Here is a 22,351-nt window from a genome sequence, read left to right on the forward strand (position 1 = left end):
CGTATGAAAAAATGGTTATTCGGTTTCATGGTTGGCATGGCTGCCGGCATGGTGGTCGCGTTCACAAACGAGGATGAACTCGACGACGCTTATTACAAGGCCTGCAAATGTAAAAAGAAGCTGATCCGCAAAATGCACCAGATGGATCTTGAACACTAACCCCGTCGTTGCGGGGTTTCTCTTTTATGAAAGACCTGTTTGAACGAACGGACTGGAAACGCTGGCTGCAGCTGTTAGGCTGCGTGCTGACCGTGATGATCGTGCTCAGGATGTTAGGCTGGGATGTTGTGCTGATGGCCGTCTTCCACGCGCTGTCGCCGCTGTTGTTCTCCTGTCTGATCGTGTTTCTGTTTGAGCCGTTTGTCGAGAAACTGCCGTTTCCCCGGGGGATCAGCTGTTCGCTGGTGTACTTCGGTTTCCTCGGGCTGTTGGTTCTGGGCATCGGCATGATGGTGCCGTTAGTGATGGAGCAGGGGGCGCAGCTGCTGGGCGAAGCGGGCCGGTTAAGAGAACATCTGGCGGCGACCGAGTTCTTTCACTGGGCCGGACAGCTGGATTGGCACGGCGTATTCACGGCCGGCTATGAGGCGGCGATGAGCGCGACTCGCAGCGCCGTCGACCGGCTGTCGTTTTTCGGCGTCAGCTTTTTAGGTGCGTATTTCATTGCGCTGGACATGGAAGCCTTCGGGCGCATTCTCAAAAAGCGGCTTCCGTCCTATCAGCACTGGCTGCTTTTCTACAAGACCAGCTCGCGCGTCGTCTATCACTATCTGCGCGGGTTGGCGCTGGATTTGTTGTTTTTAATGATCACGGTGTCGGTGCTGTTGTTGATCTTCAGCGTACCCAACGCCGTATTCTACGCGATCATGCTTGCGCTGTTCAATCTGATTCCCTATCTGGGCGCAACGGTCGGTCAGATCGTGATCCTGCTTGCGCAATATTTCGCAACCGGTCAGATCCCGTGGGTATTGGGTGTCTTGTTGTGGCTGATCCAGCAGATCGAAGCGAACTGGGTGCAGCCGCTGATCTTCAAAAAGGTCATGAACCTGCGGCCGGTTTATACGCTGATCGCACTTTTGGCCGGGGGCTGTTTCTTCGGCATGATCGGGATCATTCTGGCGCCGATCCTGGCCGCGATTGTACAGCTGGCCTACCGCAGCTATCTTTTCGCAAAATGCACGGAAACAGTTGGCACGTGGGAAACAGTGTGGTATAATTTCGATAGTTTTGAAAACGATGACGAAGAAGAGTAGATCAGGCTGTTCCATTGCAGAGAGAAAACGGCGGTGCAAGTTTTCATGGAATCTGATCGAAGCCGCTTCCGAGTTTGCCCAAAGCAACGTGTGCTCTGCGTTAAAGAGAAATGAGGGCATTTCTTTTGAAGGAAAGAAATGAATCAGGATGGTACCGCGTGAGTAAAGCGTTCCTGGAGTTTCAGGGCGCTTTTTATTTTGGCAGACGCATCAGACAAAGAAAGGAAGAAACAAACATGAAAGAATTAACAGGCAACCAGGTACGCCAGATGTTTCTGGACTACTTCCAATCCAAAGGTCACATGATCGAACCGGGAGCTTCGCTGATCCCGCATAACGATCCGACGCTGCTGTGGATCAATGCGGGCGTCGCGGCGCTGAAAAAATATTTCGACGGCAGCGAGAAACCGGCCTGCAACCGGATCGCCAACGCGCAGAAGTCGATCCGCACCAACGATATCGAAAACGTCGGCAAAACCGCCCGGCATCATACGTTCTTTGAGATGCTCGGTAACTTCTCGATCGGCGATTACTTCAAAGCGGACGCGATCCCGTTCGCCTGGGAATTTTTAACCTCGCCAAAGTGGATCGGCTTTGACAAAAACAAGCTGTATGTCACTGTCTATCCGGACGATGAGGAAGCTTACCGCATCTGGACCGAGGTGTGCGGCGTCGATCCAAGCCATATCTTAAAAACCGAAGATAACTTCTGGGAGATCGGCGAAGGGCCGGGCGGACCGGACAGCGAGATTTTCTATGACCGCGGCGAAAAGTATGACCCGGAGGGGTTAGGCGAAAAGCTGTTCTTTGAAGAAATGGAGAACGACCGCTACATCGAAGTCTGGAACGTCGTGTTCAGTCAGTTTGACTGCCGGCCGGGAACGGACCGCAAGCTGTATAAAGAGCTGCCGCACAAGAACATTGATACCGGCATGGGACTGGAACGGTTAGTTTCGATCATCCAGGAAGGGGAAACGAACTTTGATACCGACCTGTTCCTGCCGATCATCCGCGCGGCGGAAAAGCTCGCCAAGCATCCGTATGAAGGTGAATATAAAATGGCGTACCGCGTCATTGCCGACCATATCCGCACCGTGACCTTCGCGCTGAGCGACGGCGCGATGTTCTCCAACGAGGGCCGCGGCTACGTGCTGCGCCGGGTGCTGCGCCGGGCGGTTCGCTACGGTATTAAATTAGGCATTAACGGCGCGTTTATGTACAAGCTGGTCGACGTCGTCGCTGACAACATGAAGGATTTCTATCCGTATCTGTTAGAAAAGACGGAATTTGTCGCCAAGCTGGTTAAAAATGAGGAAGAAGCGTTCCACTCGACGCTGGCCAACGGTGAAAAGCTGCTCAATGAGGAGCTGGCCAAAGCCGAAGCGGCGAAAACCTTGAGCGGCGAGGTCGTCTTCAAGCTGTACGATACCTACGGCTTCCCGCTGGAGCTGACGAAAGAAATCGCCGGTGAGCGCGGTTATACGATCGACGAGGAAGGCTTTGAGGCGCAGATGGCGAAGCAGCGTGAACGTGCCCGGGCCGCGCGTGAAGACGCGCAGTCGATGGCCAGCCAGTCGGCCGATCTGATGGATTTCACGGCGCCGTTTGAATTCACGGGCTATGAAACAATGAGCGATACCGGAACGATCACCGGATTGTTTAAAAACGGCGTGCGCGTCGCGATGCTGGAAGACGAGGGCGAGGTCATCCTCGACCGTTCCTGCTTCTACGCCGAAAGCGGCGGACAGGTGGCCGACGGCGGCACGATGCGCTGCGACGAAGCGGATTGCGAAGTGCTCGACGTCAAGAAGGCGCCGCACAAGCAGTTTATGCATCATGTGAAAGTCGTCGACGGCGTGCTGAAAGAAGGCATGAAGCTGCAGCTGCAGGTCGACGTTCAGCGACGGATCCGCACGATGGCCAATCATTCCTGCGTCCATCTGATGCAGAGCGCGCTGAAGAAGATCGTCGGCGATCACATCGCCCAGGCTGGCTCTTATGTCTGCCAGGATTACGCGCGGTTTGACTTCACGCATTTTGAAAAGGTCAGCGATCAGCAGTTAAAGGAAGTCGAAGCGCTGGTCAACGAATTTGTCATGGCGAAATTTCCGGTCCATACCGAAGTCATGGCGATTGAAGAAGCCAAACATTCCGGCGCGATCGCGCTGTTTGATGAAAAATACGGCGATGAAGTCCGCGTCGTATCCATGGGCGAGGTTTCCAAGGAACTGTGCGCCGGCACGCATGTCCACAATACGCAGGATATCGGTGTGTTCAAAATCGTCAGCGAAGAAAGCATCGGCTCCGGCATTCGCCGGATCACCGCCAAGACCGGCTATGCGGCTTATCAGGAGTTCGTTAGCGAGCAGGACGTGTTAAAAACGATCGCCGCGCAGCTGAAGATGAACAGCCTTAACGGCGTCAGTGAAAAGGTCGCGGGCGTGCTGGAAGAAAACGCGGCGCTGAAAAAAGAAATCGGGCAGCTGAACCAGAAAATGATGGTCTTAAAAGCAGACGACATGGTCAATCATGCGGAAGCGGTCAACGGTCTGAATATCATTCTGGAAGAGGTTTCCGGACTTGACGGACAGGCGATGAAGAATCTGGCGGAAACGCTGCGCAATAAGTGTGAAAAATCTTTCATCTTCTTAGCCAATCCTTCGGAAGGCAAGGTCACCTATGTCTGCGCCTGCAGCAAGGAAGCGATCGCCAAGGGCATAAAAGCCGGAGATTTCGTGAAAATGGCGGCCCAGATGAGCCAGGGCAACGGCGGCGGCCGGCCGGACATGGCGCAGTCGGGCGGCAAGGATGGTTCCAAAGTGGACGAAGTCTTTGCGCTGATTCGCTCAAAACTTTGAAAATCCCTTTCCAATTTCCGCAGTTTACGCTAAAATGAATTCAAGGAGGGATATCCATGTCAAAACAAATTACCGAAACGATGTCTTTTAAGTCAGAGGAGATCCGCAGAGATAACATCAAGCAGGTGCTCCGGCTGACAAAAGAAGCGCTCGAAGAACGAGGCTACAATGCAGTGAACCAGCTGGCAGGGTATCTGATTTCCAATGATCCGGCCTACATTTCCTCGCATCACAACGCCCGCAGCATCATTCAGTCGGTCGAGCGTTACGAAATCATCGAGGAACTGGTGCGTTCCTACCTGGAAGAAAAGTAATGGAACGGATCATGGGGCTGGACCTGGGCAGCCGCACGCTGGGCATCGCGGTTTCCGATCCCCTGGGCATGATTGCCCGGACCGTGGAAACGTTCCGGTTTGCGGATGACGATTACGACGCGGCCTGCGCCCGGGCGGTGCAGCTGGCGAAGGAGCTGGGTGCAGTGAAGTTTGTACTGGGCCTGCCGAAGCACATGAACGGCGATGTCGGGATCCGCGGCCAGATATCGCTGGATTTCAAGGCGAAGCTGGAAGCAGCCTGCGGCCTGCCGGTCATCTTGCAGGATGAACGGCTGACGACGGCGGCGGCCGAGCGAATCTTAATCTCTGCGGACGTTTCCCGCAAAAAGCGCAAAGCGGTGATCGATCAGATGGCGGCAGTGCAAATCCTGCAGAGTTATTTAGATCAGAAGCGCTAAGAGTGCAGCAATGCACTCTTTCATTTGAATCGCAAAAAGGAGGAAAAAGCGATGTTGGAATCAAATAAAATTTTAATTACGGAAGAAGACGGCACGGAAACAGAAATGGAAATCCTGTTCACCTTCGACGACGACAGCCGCAGCAAAAGCTATGTGCTGTTCACCGATCCGAAGGATGAGGAAGGCGAGGTTTTCGCCTGCAGCTACACCGACGAGGGCGAAATGGAACCGGTTGAGGATCCCGAGGAGTGGAGCATGATCGAGGAAGTCTTCGGGGCTTTTGTCGAGGAATTAGACGATGCCGAAGTCGAAGAATAAACGGCGCAAAAAGAATAACGGACTGGCCGCCGTACTGATCGTGCTGGTCGTATGCGCCGGCCTGGTTCTGGGCGGGATTTTCTTTTACAACGGTCAGCTGAAGCCGGCCGCTTCGGAAAGCGAACAGATCACCTTTACCGTCAGTCAGGGCGAATCGCTCAACCGGGTCATTAAGAACCTGGAAGATCAGGGCGTGATCCGCAGCGGCTGGGCGGCGAAGATCAGTGTCAAGCTGGCGAAGCTGACGAACATCAAAGCCGGCACGTACATCTTGGATCCGAGCTGGGAAGTCCGGGAGATTTTTGAAGTGCTCAACGATTCCCACGGGGCGGTCGTTAACGACACGCGCTTAACGTTCATCGAGGGCGACTGGGCGAAGCATATCGCTGAAAAAATCGGCGAGACGACGCGCTGCAGCAAGGATGAAATGTTGGCGCTGTGGAACGATGAAAGCTATGTCCGTTCGCTGATGAGTGATTATCCGTTTTTAACCGAGGAAATCTTCAACGCGGACAGCCGGATTTTATTAGAAGGCTATCTGTTTCCGGAAACCTACAATTTCTTTGTCGACGCCGACGCCGATCAGATTACCCGCAAGATACTGGATCAGACGCTGAAGGTTTACAATGAGTTTGCGGATCAGTTCGCGCAGTCGCAGCTGAGCGTGCACCAGCTGTTTACGCTGGCTTCGATTGTTCAGTATGAAGCGGCCAAGCCGAGCGATATGCAGCTGGTCGCGGGCGTGTTCTACAACCGTCTGGCCGCCGGCATGAAGCTGCAGTCGAGCGTCACCGTGTGCTATGCGATAGATAAGGAAAAAGACGACGACTGGATGGCGTGCGAGGTCAATCCGGACTTTGATTCCCCGTATAACACCTACCGCGTCGAAGGTTTGCCGCCCGGCCCGATTCTCAATCCGGGACGCGATGCGATTCAGGCGGTCCTGCAGCCGCAGGCCAGCGATTACCTGTATTTCATGGCCGATGTGAAGGGTGACGGCACGGTGTATTACGCCAAGACCTACGCCGAGCATCAGGCCAATGTCCGCAAGTATTTAAAATAAACGTCAGTCAGGAAGAGGTGAGGGAAGATGAAGCCGTTATTGATCGGCATCGCCGGCGGCAGCGCGTCGGGCAAAACGACGATTGCCCAGTGTCTGAAGGAAGAATTTGAACAGACGCGGTCGGTCGTGATCATCCGCGAGGACGATTATTACAAAGACCAGTCGCAGAAAACGATGGCGGAGCGGGTAAAAACGAATTATGATCATCCGTTTGCCTTCGATCACGCGCTGATGATCGAACAGATCGACGCCCTGTTAGCCGGGCAAGCGATTGAGAAGCCGGTTTACGACTTTGTCCAGCATACCCGCAGCACTGTTACGGAAGTGATCGAGCCATGCGATGTCGTCGTGCTCGAGGGGCTGTTTGTGCTGGAGGAACCGGAGCTGCGCAAGCGCTTAAACATTAAGGTGTACGTCGATACCGATGCCGATATCCGCTTTATCCGGCGGCTTTTGCGGGATGTTGAGGAACGCGGAAGAACGCTGCAGTCGGTCGTTAATCAATACACAGAAACCGTGCGGGTGATGCACGAGCAGTTTATCGAACCGTCCAAACGGTATGCCGACGTGATCATCCCCGAGGGCGGAAGCAACATCGTTGCGATCGATCTGCTGAAGACAAAAATCAGTAGCATCATCAGTCCAAATATGCTATAATAGCCGAGCTAAGGAGTGAGAAAACCAATGGCAGATGATAAAATTTATGTAACTCAAGAAGGTCTTGAAGAATTAAAAAAGGAACAGGAAAACCTGATCCATGTCGTTCGTCAGGAAGTCATTGAAGATTTAAAGGCCGCCCGGGCGCAGGGCGACTTGTCTGAAAACGCCGACTACGATGCCGCGCGGGATCGTCAGGCTCAGGTTGAAGCCCGGATCCGCGAGCTGGAAGTCATGCTTAACAATATCGAAATCATCGACGATAAGCAGGGCTCGGTACGGGTTGCGAAAATCGGTTCAACCGTTAAGATCGAAGAACTCGACACGCATCAGATTGACGAGTTCACAATCGTGGGTTCCGTAGAAGCGGATCCGCTCAACGGCAAGCTGTCCAACGTCACGCCGCTGGCGGAAGCAATTCTGGAACACAAAGTTGGTCAGACCGTTGAAGTTCTGGTCGACGAGCCGTATCAGGTAAAGATTTTAGAGATTCGGTAAAAAAACAGGATTTTTAACAATTTGCGCAATAGAATAAGCAGGTGATCTTATGAGAAAAGAGTTCCTGCTTATTTTTTGTTTCGTTTTTCTGCTTCTGCCGCTGATTCCGCAGCGCGTCGTCGATTTGGAGGCTATGCGCGGGCAGCCGATTACCGTGACGATCGAGGGGGCTGTGCGGGAGCCGGTCACCCTGGAATGTCCGCCCTACACCGAGCTGGGCGAATTGCTGGACCAGGTGACGCTGTTGGACGACGCGGACCTCTCGCCGTTTTCAATGACGATGATCGTCAAGGATCACGACGTGATCCAGATTCCCCATTTCCAGGAAACGCCGCGGATTTCGATCAACACCGCATCCGCCGAGCAGCTGACGCAGCTGCCGGGAGTGGGGCAGGCGACGGCGGAAAAGATCGTGGCTTACCGCGCGGAGCATGGTTTGTTTCAAACGTTGGAAGATCTGATGCAGGTGCCGGGCATCAAGCAGAAGAAATGGGAAGCGCTGAAGGAGTTTATATGCTTATAAACGACACTGACGCGCTGCGGTGGCTGGTTTGCGTCGTGATCAGTCTGTGTCTGCCGCTCCCTGTGCAGAAAACCGGCCTGCTTTTCAGCCTGGTCTTCGTGCTGGTCTCCGCCCGCCCGAAGCAGCGGAAGTTTCTGTTTTTCTGGCTGTCCTCGGTTCTTGTCATTCTGTTCTGGCAGCTGAAACCGTCGCCGGCGCTCACTGCACCACGGATCAGCGGCACGGTGAGCGCGGTTTCCGCCAACAGCTTTATCCTCGAAAATTCTCAAGGCCGCTTTCAGGTGATCAGCGAAAATCGCCCCGGGTTAGACGATCAGGTCGAGGTCGAAGGGGAAAGCAGCCTATTTGAAGAAAATTATTCGTTCTATGGTTTCGATGCGAAAGCCTGGTCGCTGCGGGAAAAGCTTAACGGCCGCGTGTTTGCCAAAACCGTTAAGATCGTAAGCGCCGGGAAAACACTGCGGGCTTTTCTTTACCGCCGCATTGAAGCGATCCGCGATCCGGCTGCCCGGGCGCTGGCAGGCAAGCTGATTCTGGGTGTGAATGAGGAAGAAGGCGGACTGGCGATCTTGCTTCGCTGCGGATTTCAAATCAGCGTGCTGATTCAGGGCCTGGGAATGATCTGCGGCTGGTTCTTGACGGACCGGAGCGTGCGAAGGATCCGCTTGGGGACCGTGCTGGGCATCGCCGCGATACTGCATTTTCCCTATCCTCTGGTTCGTCTGGTGCTCAGCGAAGGCTTCCGGCTGAATCCCCATCGCGATAAAATCGAAACGTTTAAAACCAAATGGCTGTTATTGGCGCTGTTAGCGCCGCGAAGGGTCGCGACAGCGGCCTTTCTGCTTCCGTTCGCGTTTGCGCTGCTCGCTATGTTTCCCGCTCGCTCCGCGCCGCGAACCGCCCGTTTTACGCTGAGCTGGACAATGCAGAGCTTCCTGTTTCATGCCGTGAATCCCATGATGGTGCTTGGGATGCGCGTGTTGCGCTGGGGCCTGGCGCTGTGTACGCTTGGCTCTCTGGCCGGGCTTGTCTTTACGCCGTTTCTGTCCTTCAGCGTGAGCCTCGCCGGTCTGTTGGATCAGGTGTCAGGCTGGGGCGGGGAGCTGCCGGGGCAGCTGTCGTGGCTGATTGTGATTCTGGCCGGGCTTGCCGGGGTGTTCTCCAAGCGCGTGCGGATGATTCTTTTTTGCGGGCTGATCGGGATCTGGACGCTGTTGGGCTGGTGGCATCCGTGGGCCAGTCTGACGCTGATCGACGTCGGTCAGGGCGACAGCATCCTGATCCGCCTGCCGTACAATCAGGGCAATCTTTTGATTGATACCGGCAAGCCGGCGGCGCTGGATCAGGTTGAAGCAATGCTTCAAGGCGAGGGCGTGCGGCGGCTGGACGCGCTGATCTTAACGCATGAGGACGATGATCACAGCGGCAACAAGGAGGCTTTAATCGAAGCCTATCAACCTGCGCAGGTGATCGAGACGATGACCGAACCGCTGACCCTGCACGGCTTAACGATTTTCAATCTGAATCCTGACAGTGAAACGCGGCAGGGGAACGAGGGATCGCTGGTGCTGCTTTTGCGGATGCAGGATCTGACGATGATTCTGGGCGGGGACGCCCCGGCTGAAATTGAGCAGAAAATTCTGGATCAGATTCCCGGCCTGCGCGCGGATATCGTCAAGCTCGGGCATCACGGCAGCCGCACGTCCAGCTGCGCGCGCTGGCTGCAAATGCTGAGACCGATTGTGGCGCTGAATTCCAGCGGCCGCAATAACCGCTACCAACATCCCCATCCCGAGGTCATGCAGCGCCTGGAAGACTGCCGGATCGGGATGTTCGATACGAAGCAGGAAGGCGATATCCGGATTATCGTGACGCCGATTTGTAATTTCCTTTTTACCGCGCGCCGGGGATTTGCTATAATAGGGTAGGTGATTCGATGAACTATTTATTGTACGGGTCGGAAACGTATCGGCTGAAGAAAAAACTGGACGAGCTGCTGAAAGCGAACGATCCGGAAAACACGGGCATGAACACGGTGGTCTACGAAGCAGGCAACGCCGATTTTCAGCTTCGTGCGGTTCTGGAAGACGCCTGGACAATTCCGTTCTTTGCGGAAAAGAAAACCGTCGTCGTGCGCAATCCGGTCTTTTTGACGACGAGCGGATCGTTAAACGAGAAGGACGGCAAAGCGCTGGAGGAGTACCTCAATCACAGCTGCCCGAGCACCGATTTAATTTTCTGCGGTGAGTTTGAAAGTCTGGATCAGCGCAAGAAGCTGGTCAAGCTGGCTGTGAAGACGTGCCGGGTGTTCACGATGAAGCGGCTTGATGAACGCGAGTTTCGTTCGTATGTCAATCAGCAGTTATCGGCGCACCAGCTGATCCTGTCGCGCGAGGCGATGGACGAGCTGATGCAGCGGCTGCCGCTTGATTTGGAAAGCTTCCATCAGGAGCTGATCAAGCTGACGCTGTTTGGAACGAAGATCAGCCGCGACGACATCGTGCATCTGGTCAGCCGCCCGTTGGACGAGGACGTGTTTCATCTGGTCAACGCCGTCATCACGCATGATTTAAAACAGGCGATGCATCTTTGGCACGATCTGGATTCCCTGAACAAGGATCCGATTTACCTCGTCGCCCTGCTGGCTTCGCAGTTTCGCCTGATGGCGCAGGTGCGCATGCTCAGCGATCGGCGGATGAGCGAATCGATGATCGCCCAGCAGCTGAAGGTTCATCCTTTCCGCGTCAAGAAAGCGCATGAAGCCGTAGCCCGGCTGAATTCCGAACGGTTATTGGAAATTCTGAACGATTTAGCCGAGCTTGATCAGCGGTTTAAAAGCGGGACGCTGGACCGCAGGCTGGGCTTTGAAATGTTCTTAATCAAAGCCGCGCACTAAAAAAGAAAATCTGTAAAATCACCAGAGAAACAGTCAGAATCCGCGTGTTTTCATACGCTGAAAGAATAAAGGGAGTGTTACGATGGATTCATTAAAGGAACTTTATAAAATCGGTCCGGGTCCCAGCAGTTCGCATACGCTGGGGCCGCAGCGGGCCTGCCAGCTGTATAAGGCGGAATACGGCGAGCAGCTGCACCACGTCGAAGTCGAGCTGTACGGCTCGCTGTCGTTAACCGGCAAGGGTCATCTGACGGATTATATCATCCGCAAGACCTTTGAGCCGGCGAAGACGACAATCTTCTTTTTAAAGGACTGGAAGGAAAGCTTTCCCAACGGCTTTTATATCCGCGGCTACAACCGGGATCATCAGCTGCTGGCAAAATGGACGGTGTTCTCCGTCGGCGGCGGTTCGATTAAGATTTTAGAAAAGCATCTGGAAACGGGCGAAAACGTCTATCCGGAAAATACGATGCAGGCGATCCGTGAAATCTGCGACAAAGAAAAGATCGGTTTTGCAGAATACGCGCTGCGGGCGGAAGCCGGACTGGAGCCGTATCTGGATAAGATTCTGACCGCGATGCTCGCTTCCGTAAAGGAAGGTCTGCAGGCCAGCGGCGTCTTGCCGGGACGGTTGAAGATGGAACGTGCGGCGAAGGCAATGCTTTTACAGGCGGGAACGATCGAGGATGAAGCGGAACGGACGAAGATGAAGCTGGCGGCCTATGCCTATGCGGCCAGCGAACAGAACGCTTCGGCCGGCACCGTCGTCACTGCGCCGACATTGGGATCCTGCGGCGTCATGGCGGCCTTGATGTATTACTATTATAACGATCAGCAGATCACCCGCGGCAAGCTGGTCAAAGCGCTGGCAGTGGCGGGTTTGTTCGGGGATCTGATCAAAACCAACGCCACGATTTCCGGTGCGGTCGGCGGCTGTCAGGCAGAGATCGGCGCAGCCTGCGCGATGGCTGCGGCCGCAGCCGCCTATCTTAACGGCATGAACTGCGGTCAGATCGAATACGCCGCGGAAATCGGCATGGAGCACCACCTTGGATTAACGTGTGATCCGGTTGGCGGCTATGTCATCATTCCGTGCATCGAACGCAACGCTGTCGCAGTCCTGCGCGCCTTGGACGCGATGTCGCTTGCTCGCACGATGAGCCGGATTAAAAAGAACCGCGTCAGCTTCGACGTCGTTGTCAAAACGATGAACTATACCGGCAAACATCTGCCGATTGAACTTAAGGAAACCTCGCTTGGCGGCTTAGCCAAAGAGGTGCAGATTGTACCTGAGGAACATCCTTCCTGTCTGGACGGTCATCTGATCGTTGAGGAAGCCGTCATGGAAAACGACGTGCTGGCTTCGCCGATCCGGTTCGATCTATGAACAACGCGGCGCAGACCGTCGTGCATCCGTTCGCGCCGATCTACGACGCGCACAGCCGGGTGCTGATTCTCGGATCGCTGCCTTCGGTCGCCTCGCGTCAGCAGGCGTTCTATTACGCTCATCCGCGCAACCGGTTCTGGCCGGTCATGGCGGCGCTGGACGGAAGTCCGCTGGATACCACGGCGCAGCGCGTGGCCTTTCTGCACCGCCGGCACTTCGCGTTGTGGGATGTGATCGCCAGCTGCACGATTACCGGCAGCAGCGACGCCAGTATCCGCGACGTCACCGCCAACGATTTCAACCGGCTGCTTGCGGAAACGGAAATCAAAACCATTGTGACGACCGGCAAGACCGCCGGCCGCTGCTATCAGAAATACGCTCAGCCGAAAACCGGCATCGAAGCGATCGTGCTGCCTTCCACCTCGCCCGCCAACGCCGCGGTGTCGTTCGAGCAGCTGATCGAAGCCTATCGGTTTCTGTTTGAGCTTTAGAGAAAAATTGAAGTTCCAAAGGAGGACATGGCATGGGAATTTTATTATGGCCGTTTAAACTGGTATTCTGGCTGACAGGACTGGTATTGTCCTTATGCGGCAAGCTGATCACCATCATTTTGGGGTTAGCCGTCTGCGCGCTGGGTTTGATGCTGTGCGCGACGCTGATCGGTCTGTGGCTGGGCATTCCGTTAGCTATATTAGGGATTTCGCTGATCATTAAAGGAGTTCTGGGATGAAACGCCCGGAACTTTTAGCGCCGGCGGGCAGCATGGACGCGCTGATCGCCGCCGTCAACAACGGGGCGGACGCGGTCTATCTGGGATCGACGCGCTTCGGCGCGCGGGCCTATGCCGGCAATTTCGACGAGCAGCAGCTGCGTCAGGCGGTGCACTATTGTCATCAACACGAGGTGAAGGTCTATGTCACCGTCAACACGCTGATTTTTGAAAACGAGCTGGACGATGCCAAGGCGTTGATTGATTTTCTGTATCACACCGACGTCGACGCTCTGATCGTACAGGATCTCGGCTTGGTTTCCTGGATCCGCCGGGCTTATCCGGATTTTGAGCTGCATGCTTCGACGCAGATGCACATCCATAACCGGGAGGGTGTGCGCTGGGTCAGACAGCTGGGGATGAAGCGCGCTGTGCTGGCGCGGGAAACCCCGGTCGAACTGGTCAGGGAGTGCGCTGAGGAAGGGCTGGATCTGGAGATTTTCGTCTACGGCGCCTTGTGCGTCTGTTACAGCGGCGAATGCCTGATGTCCAGCATCAACGGCGGCCGCAGCGGCAACCGCGGCCAGTGCGCACAGCCCTGCCGGCTGCCGTATCAACTGGTTGAAAGGGACAGCGGCCGGGTCATCGAAGCTCCGGGGGAATACTTATTAAGTCCGATGGATCTCAATACCCTCGACCAGGTTGAGGAGCTGATCCGCAGCGGAGCGACGAGCTTTAAAATTGAAGGCCGGATGAAGCGGCCGGAATATGTCGGTGCGGTCGTGCGGGCTTACCGTGAGAAAATCGACGCGGTTCTGGCCGGAATGCAGCCGGCTTCTGAGGAAGGGGAACAGATCCGGTTAAAGAAGCTGTTCAACCGCGGCTTCACCACCGGCTATCTGTTTCATCAAAGCGGTCCGGCGCTGATGAATCCGCTGCGCCCCAATCACGTCGGAATCCGCATCGGCACGGTGCTCAGCCAACGCAACGGCCGTGTCCAGGTAAAATTAACCGCGCCGCTGCATCAGGGCGACGGACTGCGGATTTTACGCGAAAACGGCGAAGATATCGGCTTCATCGCCAATTACATCTATAAGCATGATTTGTTATGCGCCCAGGGACAGCCGGGCGAGATCATTGAGCTGCCGGTGCGGGAGAAAGTCCGGCCGGAGGCTGCTTTGCTTCAGACGACCGACAGCGAGCTGATGAAGGAAATCCAGGCTCAGTCTGCCCAACCGGCGCGCCGGACGGCTGTGCGGTTTACGATCCGCGGCCGGGCTGGCGAACTGATGCAGGTGGACGTCTGTGACAAAATGGGATTTCAGGCGCAGGCCTGGACGGAACAAGTTCTGCAGCCCGCGCAGAAAGCACCGTTGGATACGGAGCGGTTAACCCGGCAGCTGGGTAAGCTGAACGATACGCCGTTTCAGCTGGAAAGCGTCGACAATCAGCTGGAAGGGGCGTTGTTTCTGCCAGTTCAGCAAATTAACGAAGCCCGCCGCCAGGCGCTTGATCAACTTGCGCAGCGGCGAGCTGTCCGCTATCCTGAGCGGGCTCAGCTTCAGCGTCAGGCTGTTCAGCCTTTAACGATCCATGAAAAACAGCCGCTGCCGGGATTGATCGTGCAGATTGAAACCCGCGAACAGGCAGAAGCGTTAGCTGAGCTTCCAGTGCAGCTGATCAGCAGCGTGCCGGCCCTGATTCAAGCGTATCCGCAAATCATGCCCTCAACGCTGCGGGTCCAGGAGCATCCGGCCCGATACGAAACGGAATGGCTGCAGGCCGAGGAAATCGGAACGCTGACCCGGACAACGACGCGGCTGATCTGTACGAGCGGCTTCAATGTGACCAACAGCGAAGCGCTGGCGCTGCTGCTCAGCCAGACTTCGGTAGCAGGCGTGGAATTTTCACTGGAAATTAATCCAACGCAGCAGAGTGCGATTCGTGAAGCGTTTAAAGAACAATACGGATTTTCCGCGCCGACCGTGCAGTACGTCTACGGCTATCGTGATCTGATGGTGTCCAAGGCTTGTCCGGTTAACCGATTGTTAAAAGACGGGATGAAGCGGAACTGTCAGCTTTGTCATCAGCAGACCTATGCGCTGAAAAATAGAAAAGGCGAGCTCTACCCCGTTTTCGGCGACGCCGCCTGTTACAGTCATTGTCTTGAAAAAACGCCGTTTGAGCTCAAAGCCGGCGAGCTGGATCCGCATTCTGCGTGGAAGCTCCGGCTGACGCTGGAAGACAGTGCTGCCAGCCGGCAGATCGTTGAACGTTTCCTTCGTATCCGTGACCGGATTCAGGGAGAATAAGGCTCGGGAGACAGAAAAGAAGAAACCAAGATCGTACACTTCCACCGCGGCGAAACGCCGCGGTTTTACTATGTCTCGATATGAAGATTGAAAGTTCCGTTTCGGAAGTTGAATGAGCTGGTTTAACGTTTTCGATTATGCTACACTAACAAAAAGGGGGAATTTTCATGTTTGAAGCTTCAATTTCAGAACTGGCGGAAGGCTTGCGGACCGGCCGCTGGACCAGCCGGAGTTTAACCGAGGAAGCACTGCGCCGTATCGCGGAGATCGACCAGTCCGGACCGGGTTTGAATGCGATTGCCGAGGTGAATCCGGATGCGCTTTGGATTGCGGACGCGCTTGACCGCGAGCTGCGGGAAACGGGACCGCGCGGACCGCTGCATGGGCTCCGGTCGTCGTGAAAGATAATATCAGCACAGCCGGTAAGATGCACACCACGGCCGGTTCGGCGGCCCTGGCTGATTTTTACGCACCTCAGGATGCCGAAGTCGTGCGCCGGCTGAAGCAGGCGGGAGCCGTCATTCTCGGTAAAGCCTGTCTTTCTGAATTCGCGTATTGGGTAGCCCGGAAGCGGAAGATGCCGTCGGGGTTCAGCTCGCGCAGCGGTCAGGTCGTCAATCCCTATGATCCGCAGCTGGATCCGTCCGGAAGCAGCTCCGGCTCCGCCGTGGCCGTCGCCGCCCAGCTTGTGCCGTTTTCCATCGGTACGGAAACCAACGGTTCGCTTGTTTCCCCAGCCCGCAACAACGCCGTGGCGACGATCAAGCCGACAGTGGGGCTGATTTCCCGCAGCGGCATCATTCCGATCTCCTCGATGCAGGATACAGCTGGACCGATGGGCAAGACGATCGCTGACTGCGCCGTCGTCCTGGATGCGTTATGGGGCAAGGATGAACTGGACCCGGCGACGCTGGCGTGCCCGGATCACTTCGATTTCGCCGGAGCGCTGAACCGCGGGGTCGAAGGCTTCCGGATCGGCGTTCTGACGTTTGACGACGCACCGCAGGATGAGCTTGAAAACACGATTCTGGAGCAGGCGCGGCAGATTCTGGTACAGCAGGGCGCAACGCTGGTGCCGGTTTCCCTCCCGCAGGGCCGGCTGAACAATATGCCGGTGCTAGAGCATGAATTCAAAAATGGAATCAACGCCTGGCTGGGGTCTGTCCGCGGCTGCACCGCGATGCGTACGCTGGACGATATCCTAGCGTATAACCGCCGGTATGCGCAAACCTGCCTGCGTTACGGACAGGATCTTCTGGAAAGCAGCAACCGCACCTCCGGCACGCTGCGGGAAGCCGACTATCTCCGGCAGCGCTTAGCGTTGACCCGTCAAACACGCACAGAAGGAATCGACCGGCTGTTGAAGGAATATCAGCTGGATTGTCTGATGACGGTTAAAATCACCGGTTATGCGCCGATTGCCGGATATCCCTGCGCCGCGGTCTGCGCGCAAAGTCCGGACCAGGGGACGCCGTGTTCCGTCTTGTTTATTTCTACGGCCTGGAGCGAAGAAACGTTGATCACCGCTGCCCATGCGCTTGAAACAAAACTGTGCGCCCGCCATGCCCCGATTTTCTAATAAAGTCAAAAAAAGCATATCGTCAGTTTCCGCGCTGAACGATATGCCTTTATTTTGGTTTGAATGTTCACAGCAGCGACAGGATGACCGTAAAGATGCCGGTGATCCCGATCGCCAGTCCGGACAGGCCGCCTTCCTGTTCGCCGATCTCAATCGCCTTGGACGTGCCCATCGCATGCGACGCTGTGCCCAGGGTAATGCCCAGCGCCACGCTGTTTTTAATCTTCAGTTTAGTGAACAACAGGGGGATCACGATCGAACCGAGAATTCCGGTCAGGATCACCGCCGCTACGGTGATCGCGGGCAGGCCGCCGCTGACCTCACACACGCTGACCGCAATCGGCGTCGTTACTGACTTCGGCAGCAGCGAGCGGGTGATCAGCTCGTTTAAGCCAAAGATCCGGCAAAGGAGCGTGACGGAAAGGATCGAGCTGAGCGCTCCCAGAAACGTTCCGATCAGAATCGCCGCCAGGTTCTGCTTCAGGATTTTCCGCTGATTGTACATTGGAATCGCCAGGACACACGTCGCCGGCGTCAGCATCATGGCGATGACGCTGCTGCCTTCCTTAAAATGGGCATAGGGAATTCGCAGAACTAACAGAATCCCAATCAGAATCAGAATCGAAACCAACAGCGGATTCAGCCATGTTTTCCGCGTGATCCGCTGCAGCCGGCAGGCCAGAAGATAAACGATCAGGCACAGACCCGTGAAGAAAAACGGACCGTTGAGCAGCTCGTTCATCGCGCCGACCCCCGCTTCTGTAATTTCGTGATCAAAAGGATGCTGCCGCAAGTTACTGCCGCGGTGATCAGGGTGCTGAGCACGATCACCGCCAGGATCGGAAGCAGATCATTTTGGATCGCCCCGAAGCTGTCCAGAATCGACACGCCCGCCGGAATGAAAAAGAACGCCATGTTGGCCAGGAGAAACCCGGCGAACCCGGAAATATCTTCGATCCTCAGCAGCGATGTCGACAGACAGCCCAATAACAGCAGCATCGCCACGATACTGCCGGGAAAAGCAAACGGCAGCAGGGCGCTGATCACCTCGCCCAGCCAGCACAACAGAAACACAATCGTGATTTGTTTTAAAATTTTCATAGGGGAAAAGAACCTCGCTTTAAAAAGATCGTTACCAGTATACCGGAAATAAAACCCCGGCGCAACCGGGATTTTTGAATGGAAGCGCATTCCTTGAGCAATTTTTATCAAAGTGATCACGGATGTGCGGAATTGCTTAAAAAACATGCGAAAGCACCGCTTTTCGTCCTGGGTTTCCTTTAAATTTAAACGCTGGTTTGTTATAATACATAGATGGAGTGAGAAGGAGGATGCCATGTTTCTAAAACGAATAGAAATGCAGGGCTTTAAATCTTTCGCCGATAAGGTCGTGATTCAGTTTGATCACGACGTCACCGGGATCGTAGGCCCCAACGGCTGCGGGAAAAGCAACATTACCGACGCGATCCGCTGGGTTCTGGGCGAACAGTCCGTGAAGTCTCTGCGCGGCAACGCGATGACCGACGTCATCTTTGCGGGCAGCGCCGACCGCCGAATGGTCAACATGGCTGAGGTTACCCTTGTCTTTGACAACAGCCGCCGGGATCTCAACAGCGAGCTGGATGAAATAGAAGTCACACGCCGGCTTTACCGCAATAACGGCGAAGCCCAGTATTTGATCAACCGCAACCCGGTCCGGTTAAAGGACGTTGTGGATCTGATTCTGGACAGCGGCCTGGGAAAAGATTCCCTGTCGATGATTTCTCAGGGCAATATCAGTTCATTCGCGGAAGCCAAGCCGATCGAACGGCGGGCGATCTTTGAGGATGCCGCCGGCGTCAGCAAGTACAAGAAACGCAAGCTTGAATCGCTGTCCAAGCTGGAGCGGACCAAGGAAAATCTCGACCGCACCCAGGATATCTTAAGCGAATTGGAGCGGCAGGTTTCGCCGTTGAAACGCCAGGCCCGCAAGGCTGAGATTTACAGGGAAAAGAAAGCACGGCTGCAGGAAATCGAGATCGCCGTCTTAGTCGAGGAGATCACGCATCTTAACCAGCAGATCGACGAAGCTGTTAAGACACTGTTCGATATCGAGAATTCGACGACGATGCAGCAGACGACGATTCAGGTTCATGAAACGGCCAATCTGGAGGCCAAGAAGGATTCCAACGGGCTGGAAGTCGAAATCAACAAGCTGCAGGAAGAATTGATGCGCGTCATCAATGAAATCCAAACGCTGGAAACCCGCAAGATCGAGCTGGATGAAAAGCGGAAATACGCGATTGAGGTCGGCACGCGCGAGGAAAAAGCGAAGCAGATGCAGTCGTTATTGGAAGAAGCGCGTTTTGAATACGAAGACCGGCAGCAGCGGCTGGATCAGCTGCAGCGGGATGTGGCGCTGCTTTCCCAACAGCTGTCGCAGACCGCGATGGAGCTGGCTGAAAACTCGCAGAAAAACGACGAGGCCGCCGGCATTCTGCGGCGGCTGCAGAATCGCAGGGAAGTTCTGGAAAACCTGGCCCGTCAGCCGTTCAATTCGCAAGCCGGCGTCAAGGCTGTCATGGATTCCCAGGCGTTTCTGCCCGGCGTCTTAGGCGTCGTGGCGAAAGTGCTGGAACCGGAAAAAGGCTATGAGGAAGCGATCTCAGTCGCCTTAGGCGGCGCGATGTACAACATCGTGACCACCGACGAAGCCAGCGCCCGTCAGGCGATCAGCTTTTTGAAAAAGAACCAGAGCGGACGTGCGACGTTTCTGCCGATCCGGGTCTTAAAACCCCGCTGGATCGCGCAGGATCACCGCATCGTGGCGCAGAACACCGAAGGCTTCTTAGGCGTCGCCAGCGAGTTCATCCACTGTGATCCGCAGTTTGATTTAGTCCGTCAGTCGTTACTGCAGAACGTATTGGTCTGCGATACGCTGGAACATGGCAACAACCTGGCCGATTTATTAAAGTTCAGTTATAAAATCGTAACGCTGGACGGCGACGTCATCCACCGCGGCGGTTCGATGACCGGCGGCAAGGCCCGCAACAGTTCGTCCTTAATGACGGTTCAGCGTGAACTGGAAGAAATCACTGGAACGATTCAATCGCAGCAGGCGAAATGCCAGTTGGCGCAGAAGGCGCTGGATCAATCCGGACGCCAGCGCTCTGAGCTGGAGCGGTCGCTGACGGAGAAACGGATTGCCAGCGCTCAGCTGGAACCGGTCGTCGACGCCAAGCGTGCCAAATTTGAACGCTTGAAAAACGATTACGAGCTGTTAGCGCCGGAAGCGGTAGACGGCGAGCAGGAAACGTTCGCGGATTCGCTGATCACATCGCTCAACCAGGCCTATTCCCGCCGGGATGAAATCACGACGTCCCTGTCCCAGAAGCGCCAGCAGAAGATGAAGCTGACCGCCGATATCGAACGGCGCGAGCAGCAGATCCGCCAGATCCGCCGGGAACTGGAAACGGCGACCGCCAGCTCGCATGCGATTCAGCTCGACAAGGCGAAGATTGAAACACGCCTGGAAAACAACCTGGCGCGGCTGACCAGCGAATATCAGCTGACCTATGAATACGCCCGCACCAAGGTTGAGGAAAGCCACATTGAAAATGCGCGTGAGGAAGTGCTGCAGCTGCGCTCGGAAATCGAAGCGCTCGGCAACATCAACATGAACGCGCCGGAAGAATACACCGAGGTCAACGACCGGTATGAATTCATGCGCAAACAGGTGGATGATCTGATCGCCAGCCGCGATAAAATTCTGTCGGCCATCGACGAGATGGACGAAGTCATGGTCCGGCAGTTCAAGGACATGTTCGATAAGATCAACGAGGAGCTGGGCGATACGTTCCGCGCGTTGTTCGGCGGCGGCAAGGCCCGCCTGATCTTGGAGGATCCGACGGATTTGTTAAACACCGGCATTGATATCGACGTCCAGCCCCCGGGCAAGTCGGTTCAAAATATCCGGCTGTTCTCCGGCGGCGAAAAGAGCCTGATCGCGATCAGCGTGCTGTTTGCGATTCTCAAGGCCCGGCCGGTTCCGTTATGTATCTTCGACGAAGTCGAGGCAGCGCTGGATCAGGGCAACGTCGAACGGTTCGCCCGCTACATCAAGAATTTCAGCGAACGGACGCAGTTCATCGTCGTCACCCATCGTCCCGGAACGATGGGGCAGTGCGAGGTCCTCTACGGCGTCACGATGCAGAAGCAGGGCGTTTCGCAGATGCTGAAGGTCGAACTGACCGACGCGATTGAAATGGCCGAAACCAAGGAGGTGCAGCCGGCATGAGTTTCTTTGATACGCTGAAAGATAAATTTTCCAAGAAAAAAGACGGCGACCGCTATCTGAGCGGTTTCAACAAAACAAGCGACACGATGGGCAAAAAGCTCAACAAGATGGCGTTCGGCTTTAACGGCGTCACCGAGGATTTCCTCGAAGAACTGATGATCGTGCTGTTGGAGAGCGACGTCGGCATTCAGACCGCGGAGAAGATCTGCGATCAGCTGAAAACGACGGTCGATCAATACCGCTACGTTACGTTCAAGGACGTCATGGCCTTTCTGATGGAGATCATGCAGAATATCTATCTGGAAAGCGCCGACGCGCCGATCGTGATGAATGAGAACGGCCCGACCGTGATCTTGATGGTCGGCGTCAACGGCAGCGGCAAAACCACGACGTGCGCCAAGCTGACCAAGCTGTATCAGAGTCAGGGCAAAAAAGTCGGCGTCGTGGCCGCGGACACGTTTAGGGCCGGGGCGATCGAGCAGCTGGCGCGCTGGGCTGATAAGCTCGGCGTCCCGTGCATCAAAGGCCGTGAGAACGGCGATCCCAGCAGCGTGCTGGTCGACGGCTGCCGCTATGCCAAGGAACACAATCTGGATATCCTGTTGTGCGACACTGCCGGGCGCCTGCAGAACAAGGTCAATCTGATGAACGAGCTGGCCAAGATGCGCAAGGTCATCGGCCGTGAAATCGAAGGCGCGCCCCATCATGTATGGCTGGTGCTCGATTCCACAACCGGCCAGAACGGCTTATCCCAGGCCAAGATCTTCCAGGAGGTCACGGATGTGACCGGCATCATCCTGACCAAAATGGACGGCACCGCCAAGGGCGGCATCGTGCTGGCGATCAAGGATGTGCTGCACATTCCGGTCTATTATCTGGGCTTAGGCGAAAGGGAAGACGACCTCAAGCCGTTTGATCTCGATCTGTATCTTTACAGCATTTCGGAAGGCATCCGGGATGTCGGATAAAGAATTAGCTCAAACCGAACGGATGAATCTTTTGATCGATTTCTATGGTACGCTGCTGACAGAAAAGCAGCGCACGATCCTGGATTACTACTTTCAAGAGGATTATTCGCTCTCGGAAATCGCCGAGCTGCAGCAAACCAGCCGCAGCGCCGTGTACGATCTTCTGAAACGCTGTGAAAAGATTTTGGAAGACTATGAATCGAAACTTCACCTGCTGCGTCACTATCAGGTCCGCATCGCGCAATATGAAAAGCTGAAAGCGCTGCACATTGCCGAAGTCGACGCGCTGGTCGAGGTCTGTATGCAGACAGAATAAATGGA

23 protein-coding genes and 1 other annotated feature are annotated in these 22,351 nt (G+C 55.3%); of the genes, 21 read left to right on the top strand and 2 right to left on the bottom strand.

Annotated features, from left to right (window positions below; all coding sequences use genetic code 11):
- Nucleotides 1–3: 3 nt before the first annotated feature.
- The 18 genes from I2D94_RS11350 (at nt 4) to I2D94_RS11430 (ending at nt 16,786) form a co-directional block, all read left to right on the top strand.
- On the top strand, nt 4–159 hold the full coding sequence (locus I2D94_RS11350) for a hypothetical protein (protein WP_195396975.1): 156 nt from the start codon (nt 4–6) through the stop codon (nt 157–159).
- 26 nt (nt 160–185) lie between these two features.
- Nucleotides 186–1,253 (top strand): AI-2E family transporter, encoded by a 1,068-nt coding sequence (locus I2D94_RS11355; RefSeq protein ID WP_195396976.1) that lies wholly within the window; start codon nt 186–188, stop codon nt 1,251–1,253.
- Nucleotides 1,228–1,431, top strand: a binding site (T-box leader). Its footprint overlaps the gene before it by 26 nt.
- Before the next feature lie 58 nt (nt 1,432–1,489).
- On the top strand, nt 1,490–4,111 hold the full coding sequence (gene alaS, locus I2D94_RS11360) for an alanine--tRNA ligase (protein WP_195396977.1): 2,622 nt from the start codon (nt 1,490–1,492) through the stop codon (nt 4,109–4,111).
- 56 nt (nt 4,112–4,167) lie between these two features.
- Complete coding sequence (locus I2D94_RS11365) at nt 4,168–4,425, top strand: IreB family regulatory phosphoprotein (RefSeq protein WP_006060683.1); 258 nt, start codon at nt 4,168–4,170, stop codon at nt 4,423–4,425.
- Nucleotides 4,425–4,844 (top strand): Holliday junction resolvase RuvX, encoded by a 420-nt coding sequence (ruvX, locus tag I2D94_RS11370; RefSeq protein ID WP_006060684.1) that lies wholly within the window; start codon nt 4,425–4,427, stop codon nt 4,842–4,844. Before I2D94_RS11365 ends, ruvX begins: the two co-directional genes overlap by 1 nt.
- 51 nt (nt 4,845–4,895) lie before the next feature.
- Nucleotides 4,896–5,162 (top strand): DUF1292 domain-containing protein, encoded by a 267-nt coding sequence (locus I2D94_RS11375; RefSeq protein ID WP_039865117.1) that lies wholly within the window; start codon nt 4,896–4,898, stop codon nt 5,160–5,162.
- Nucleotides 5,143–6,225 (top strand): endolytic transglycosylase MltG, encoded by a 1,083-nt coding sequence (gene mltG, locus I2D94_RS11380; protein WP_006060686.1) that lies wholly within the window; start codon nt 5,143–5,145, stop codon nt 6,223–6,225. The genes I2D94_RS11375 and mltG overlap by 20 nt, the downstream gene beginning before the upstream one ends.
- Before the next feature lie 27 nt (nt 6,226–6,252).
- Nucleotides 6,253–6,882 carry a uridine kinase gene (udk, locus tag I2D94_RS11385; RefSeq protein ID WP_195396978.1) on the top strand — a complete coding sequence of 210 codons (630 nt, stop codon included), beginning with the start codon at nt 6,253–6,255 and terminating at the stop codon, nt 6,880–6,882.
- A gap of 27 nt (nt 6,883–6,909) precedes the next feature.
- On the top strand, nt 6,910–7,380 hold the full coding sequence (gene greA, locus I2D94_RS11390) for a transcription elongation factor GreA (protein ID WP_006060688.1): 471 nt from the start codon (nt 6,910–6,912) through the stop codon (nt 7,378–7,380).
- Nucleotides 7,381–7,429: 49 nt separating this feature from the next.
- Nucleotides 7,430–7,903 (top strand): helix-hairpin-helix domain-containing protein, encoded by a 474-nt coding sequence (locus I2D94_RS11395; RefSeq protein ID WP_072684468.1) that lies wholly within the window; start codon nt 7,430–7,432, stop codon nt 7,901–7,903.
- Nucleotides 7,894–9,831: a ComEC/Rec2 family competence protein gene (locus I2D94_RS11400; RefSeq protein WP_195396979.1), complete on the top strand. Its 1,938-nt coding sequence runs from the start codon at nt 7,894–7,896 to the stop codon at nt 9,829–9,831. Before I2D94_RS11395 ends, I2D94_RS11400 begins: the two co-directional genes overlap by 10 nt.
- A gap of 8 nt (nt 9,832–9,839) precedes the next feature.
- Nucleotides 9,840–10,799 (top strand): DNA polymerase III subunit delta, encoded by a 960-nt coding sequence (holA, locus tag I2D94_RS11405; protein WP_195396980.1) that lies wholly within the window; start codon nt 9,840–9,842, stop codon nt 10,797–10,799.
- Between the two features lie 82 nt (nt 10,800–10,881).
- Nucleotides 10,882–12,186: an L-serine ammonia-lyase, iron-sulfur-dependent, subunit alpha gene (locus I2D94_RS11410; protein WP_072684465.1), complete on the top strand. Its 1,305-nt coding sequence runs from the start codon at nt 10,882–10,884 to the stop codon at nt 12,184–12,186.
- Entirely contained in the window at nt 12,183–12,677 is a 495-nt protein-coding gene (locus tag I2D94_RS11415) for a DNA-deoxyinosine glycosylase (protein ID WP_072684464.1), read from the top strand. The genes I2D94_RS11410 and I2D94_RS11415 overlap by 4 nt, the downstream gene beginning before the upstream one ends.
- A gap of 32 nt (nt 12,678–12,709) precedes the next feature.
- Complete coding sequence (locus I2D94_RS11420) at nt 12,710–12,916, top strand: hypothetical protein (RefSeq protein WP_072684463.1); 207 nt, start codon at nt 12,710–12,712, stop codon at nt 12,914–12,916.
- Nucleotides 12,913–15,207: a U32 family peptidase gene (locus I2D94_RS11425; RefSeq protein WP_195396981.1), complete on the top strand. Its 2,295-nt coding sequence runs from the start codon at nt 12,913–12,915 to the stop codon at nt 15,205–15,207. Before I2D94_RS11420 ends, I2D94_RS11425 begins: the two co-directional genes overlap by 4 nt.
- Before the next feature lie 167 nt (nt 15,208–15,374).
- On the top strand, nt 15,375–15,608 hold the full coding sequence (locus I2D94_RS18320; RefSeq protein ID WP_229056858.1) for an amidase family protein: 234 nt from the start codon (nt 15,375–15,377) through the stop codon (nt 15,606–15,608).
- Nucleotides 15,605–16,786, top strand: coding sequence for an amidase family protein (locus I2D94_RS11430; protein WP_370544617.1), 1,182 nt, complete (start codon nt 15,605–15,607; stop codon nt 16,784–16,786). The genes I2D94_RS18320 and I2D94_RS11430 overlap by 4 nt, the downstream gene beginning before the upstream one ends.
- Before the next feature lie 67 nt (nt 16,787–16,853).
- On the opposite strand, the gene I2D94_RS11435 is transcribed toward I2D94_RS11430, so the two are convergent.
- Nucleotides 16,854–17,528 (bottom strand): LrgB family protein, encoded by a 675-nt coding sequence (locus tag I2D94_RS11435; RefSeq protein WP_195396982.1) that lies wholly within the window; start codon nt 17,526–17,528, stop codon nt 16,854–16,856.
- A complete protein-coding gene (locus tag I2D94_RS11440) occupies nt 17,525–17,887 on the bottom strand; it encodes a CidA/LrgA family protein (protein WP_039865273.1) in 363 nt (120 codons plus the stop codon). Before I2D94_RS11440 ends, I2D94_RS11435 begins: the two co-directional genes overlap by 4 nt.
- Nucleotides 17,888–18,122: 235 nt before the next feature.
- Between I2D94_RS11440 and I2D94_RS11445 the strand changes: the two genes are divergently transcribed.
- Genes I2D94_RS11445 through I2D94_RS11455 form a run of 3 tightly spaced genes read left to right on the top strand, consistent with a single transcriptional unit; the run spans nt 18,123 to nt 22,346 of the window.
- On the top strand, nt 18,123–21,062 hold the full coding sequence (locus I2D94_RS11445; RefSeq protein WP_195396983.1) for a chromosome segregation protein SMC: 2,940 nt from the start codon (nt 18,123–18,125) through the stop codon (nt 21,060–21,062).
- Nucleotides 21,059–22,030 carry a signal recognition particle-docking protein FtsY gene (gene ftsY, locus I2D94_RS11450; protein WP_072684458.1) on the top strand — a complete coding sequence of 324 codons (972 nt, stop codon included), beginning with the start codon at nt 21,059–21,061 and terminating at the stop codon, nt 22,028–22,030. Before I2D94_RS11445 ends, ftsY begins: the two co-directional genes overlap by 4 nt.
- Entirely contained in the window at nt 22,020–22,346 is a 327-nt protein-coding gene (locus I2D94_RS11455) for a putative DNA-binding protein (protein ID WP_006060729.1), read from the top strand. The genes ftsY and I2D94_RS11455 overlap by 11 nt, the downstream gene beginning before the upstream one ends.
- The last annotated feature ends 5 nt before the right edge of the window (nt 22,347–22,351 follow it).

The organism is Holdemania sp. 1001302B_160321_E10 (assembly GCF_015552275.1).
Classification (GTDB): Bacteria; Bacillota_I; Bacilli_A; order Erysipelotrichales; family Erysipelotrichaceae; genus Holdemania.

What these genes read in the sequence shown, in the direction of transcription:
- I2D94_RS11350 (WP_195396975.1), top strand. Translation starts at nt 4, where the DNA reads ATGAAAAAATGGTTATTCGGTTTCATGGTTGGCATGGCTGCCGGCATG.
- I2D94_RS11355 (WP_195396976.1), top strand. Translation starts at nt 186, where the DNA reads ATGAAAGACCTGTTTGAACGAACGGACTGGAAACGCTGGCTGCAGCTG.
- alaS (WP_195396977.1), top strand. Translation starts at nt 1,490, where the DNA reads ATGAAAGAATTAACAGGCAACCAGGTACGCCAGATGTTTCTGGACTAC.
- I2D94_RS11365 (WP_006060683.1), top strand. Translation starts at nt 4,168, where the DNA reads ATGTCAAAACAAATTACCGAAACGATGTCTTTTAAGTCAGAGGAGATC.
- ruvX (WP_006060684.1), top strand. Translation starts at nt 4,425, where the DNA reads ATGGAACGGATCATGGGGCTGGACCTGGGCAGCCGCACGCTGGGCATC.
- I2D94_RS11375 (WP_039865117.1), top strand. Translation starts at nt 4,896, where the DNA reads ATGTTGGAATCAAATAAAATTTTAATTACGGAAGAAGACGGCACGGAA.
- mltG (WP_006060686.1), top strand. Translation starts at nt 5,143, where the DNA reads ATGCCGAAGTCGAAGAATAAACGGCGCAAAAAGAATAACGGACTGGCC.
- udk (WP_195396978.1), top strand. Translation starts at nt 6,253, where the DNA reads ATGAAGCCGTTATTGATCGGCATCGCCGGCGGCAGCGCGTCGGGCAAA.
- greA (WP_006060688.1), top strand. Translation starts at nt 6,910, where the DNA reads ATGGCAGATGATAAAATTTATGTAACTCAAGAAGGTCTTGAAGAATTA.
- I2D94_RS11395 (WP_072684468.1), top strand. Translation starts at nt 7,430, where the DNA reads ATGAGAAAAGAGTTCCTGCTTATTTTTTGTTTCGTTTTTCTGCTTCTG.
- I2D94_RS11400 (WP_195396979.1), top strand. Translation starts at nt 7,894, where the DNA reads ATGCTTATAAACGACACTGACGCGCTGCGGTGGCTGGTTTGCGTCGTG.
- holA (WP_195396980.1), top strand. Translation starts at nt 9,840, where the DNA reads ATGAACTATTTATTGTACGGGTCGGAAACGTATCGGCTGAAGAAAAAA.
- I2D94_RS11410 (WP_072684465.1), top strand. Translation starts at nt 10,882, where the DNA reads ATGGATTCATTAAAGGAACTTTATAAAATCGGTCCGGGTCCCAGCAGT.
- I2D94_RS11415 (WP_072684464.1), top strand. Translation starts at nt 12,183, where the DNA reads ATGAACAACGCGGCGCAGACCGTCGTGCATCCGTTCGCGCCGATCTAC.
- I2D94_RS11420 (WP_072684463.1), top strand. Translation starts at nt 12,710, where the DNA reads ATGGGAATTTTATTATGGCCGTTTAAACTGGTATTCTGGCTGACAGGA.
- I2D94_RS11425 (WP_195396981.1), top strand. Translation starts at nt 12,913, where the DNA reads ATGAAACGCCCGGAACTTTTAGCGCCGGCGGGCAGCATGGACGCGCTG.
- I2D94_RS18320 (WP_229056858.1), top strand. Translation starts at nt 15,375, where the DNA reads ATGTTTGAAGCTTCAATTTCAGAACTGGCGGAAGGCTTGCGGACCGGC.
- I2D94_RS11435 (WP_195396982.1), bottom strand. Translation starts at nt 17,528, where the DNA reads ATGAACGAGCTGCTCAACGGTCCGTTTTTCTTCACGGGTCTGTGCCTG.
- I2D94_RS11440 (WP_039865273.1), bottom strand. Translation starts at nt 17,887, where the DNA reads ATGAAAATTTTAAAACAAATCACGATTGTGTTTCTGTTGTGCTGGCTG.
- I2D94_RS11445 (WP_195396983.1), top strand. Translation starts at nt 18,123, where the DNA reads ATGTTTCTAAAACGAATAGAAATGCAGGGCTTTAAATCTTTCGCCGAT.
- ftsY (WP_072684458.1), top strand. Translation starts at nt 21,059, where the DNA reads ATGAGTTTCTTTGATACGCTGAAAGATAAATTTTCCAAGAAAAAAGAC.
- I2D94_RS11455 (WP_006060729.1), top strand. Translation starts at nt 22,020, where the DNA reads ATGTCGGATAAAGAATTAGCTCAAACCGAACGGATGAATCTTTTGATC.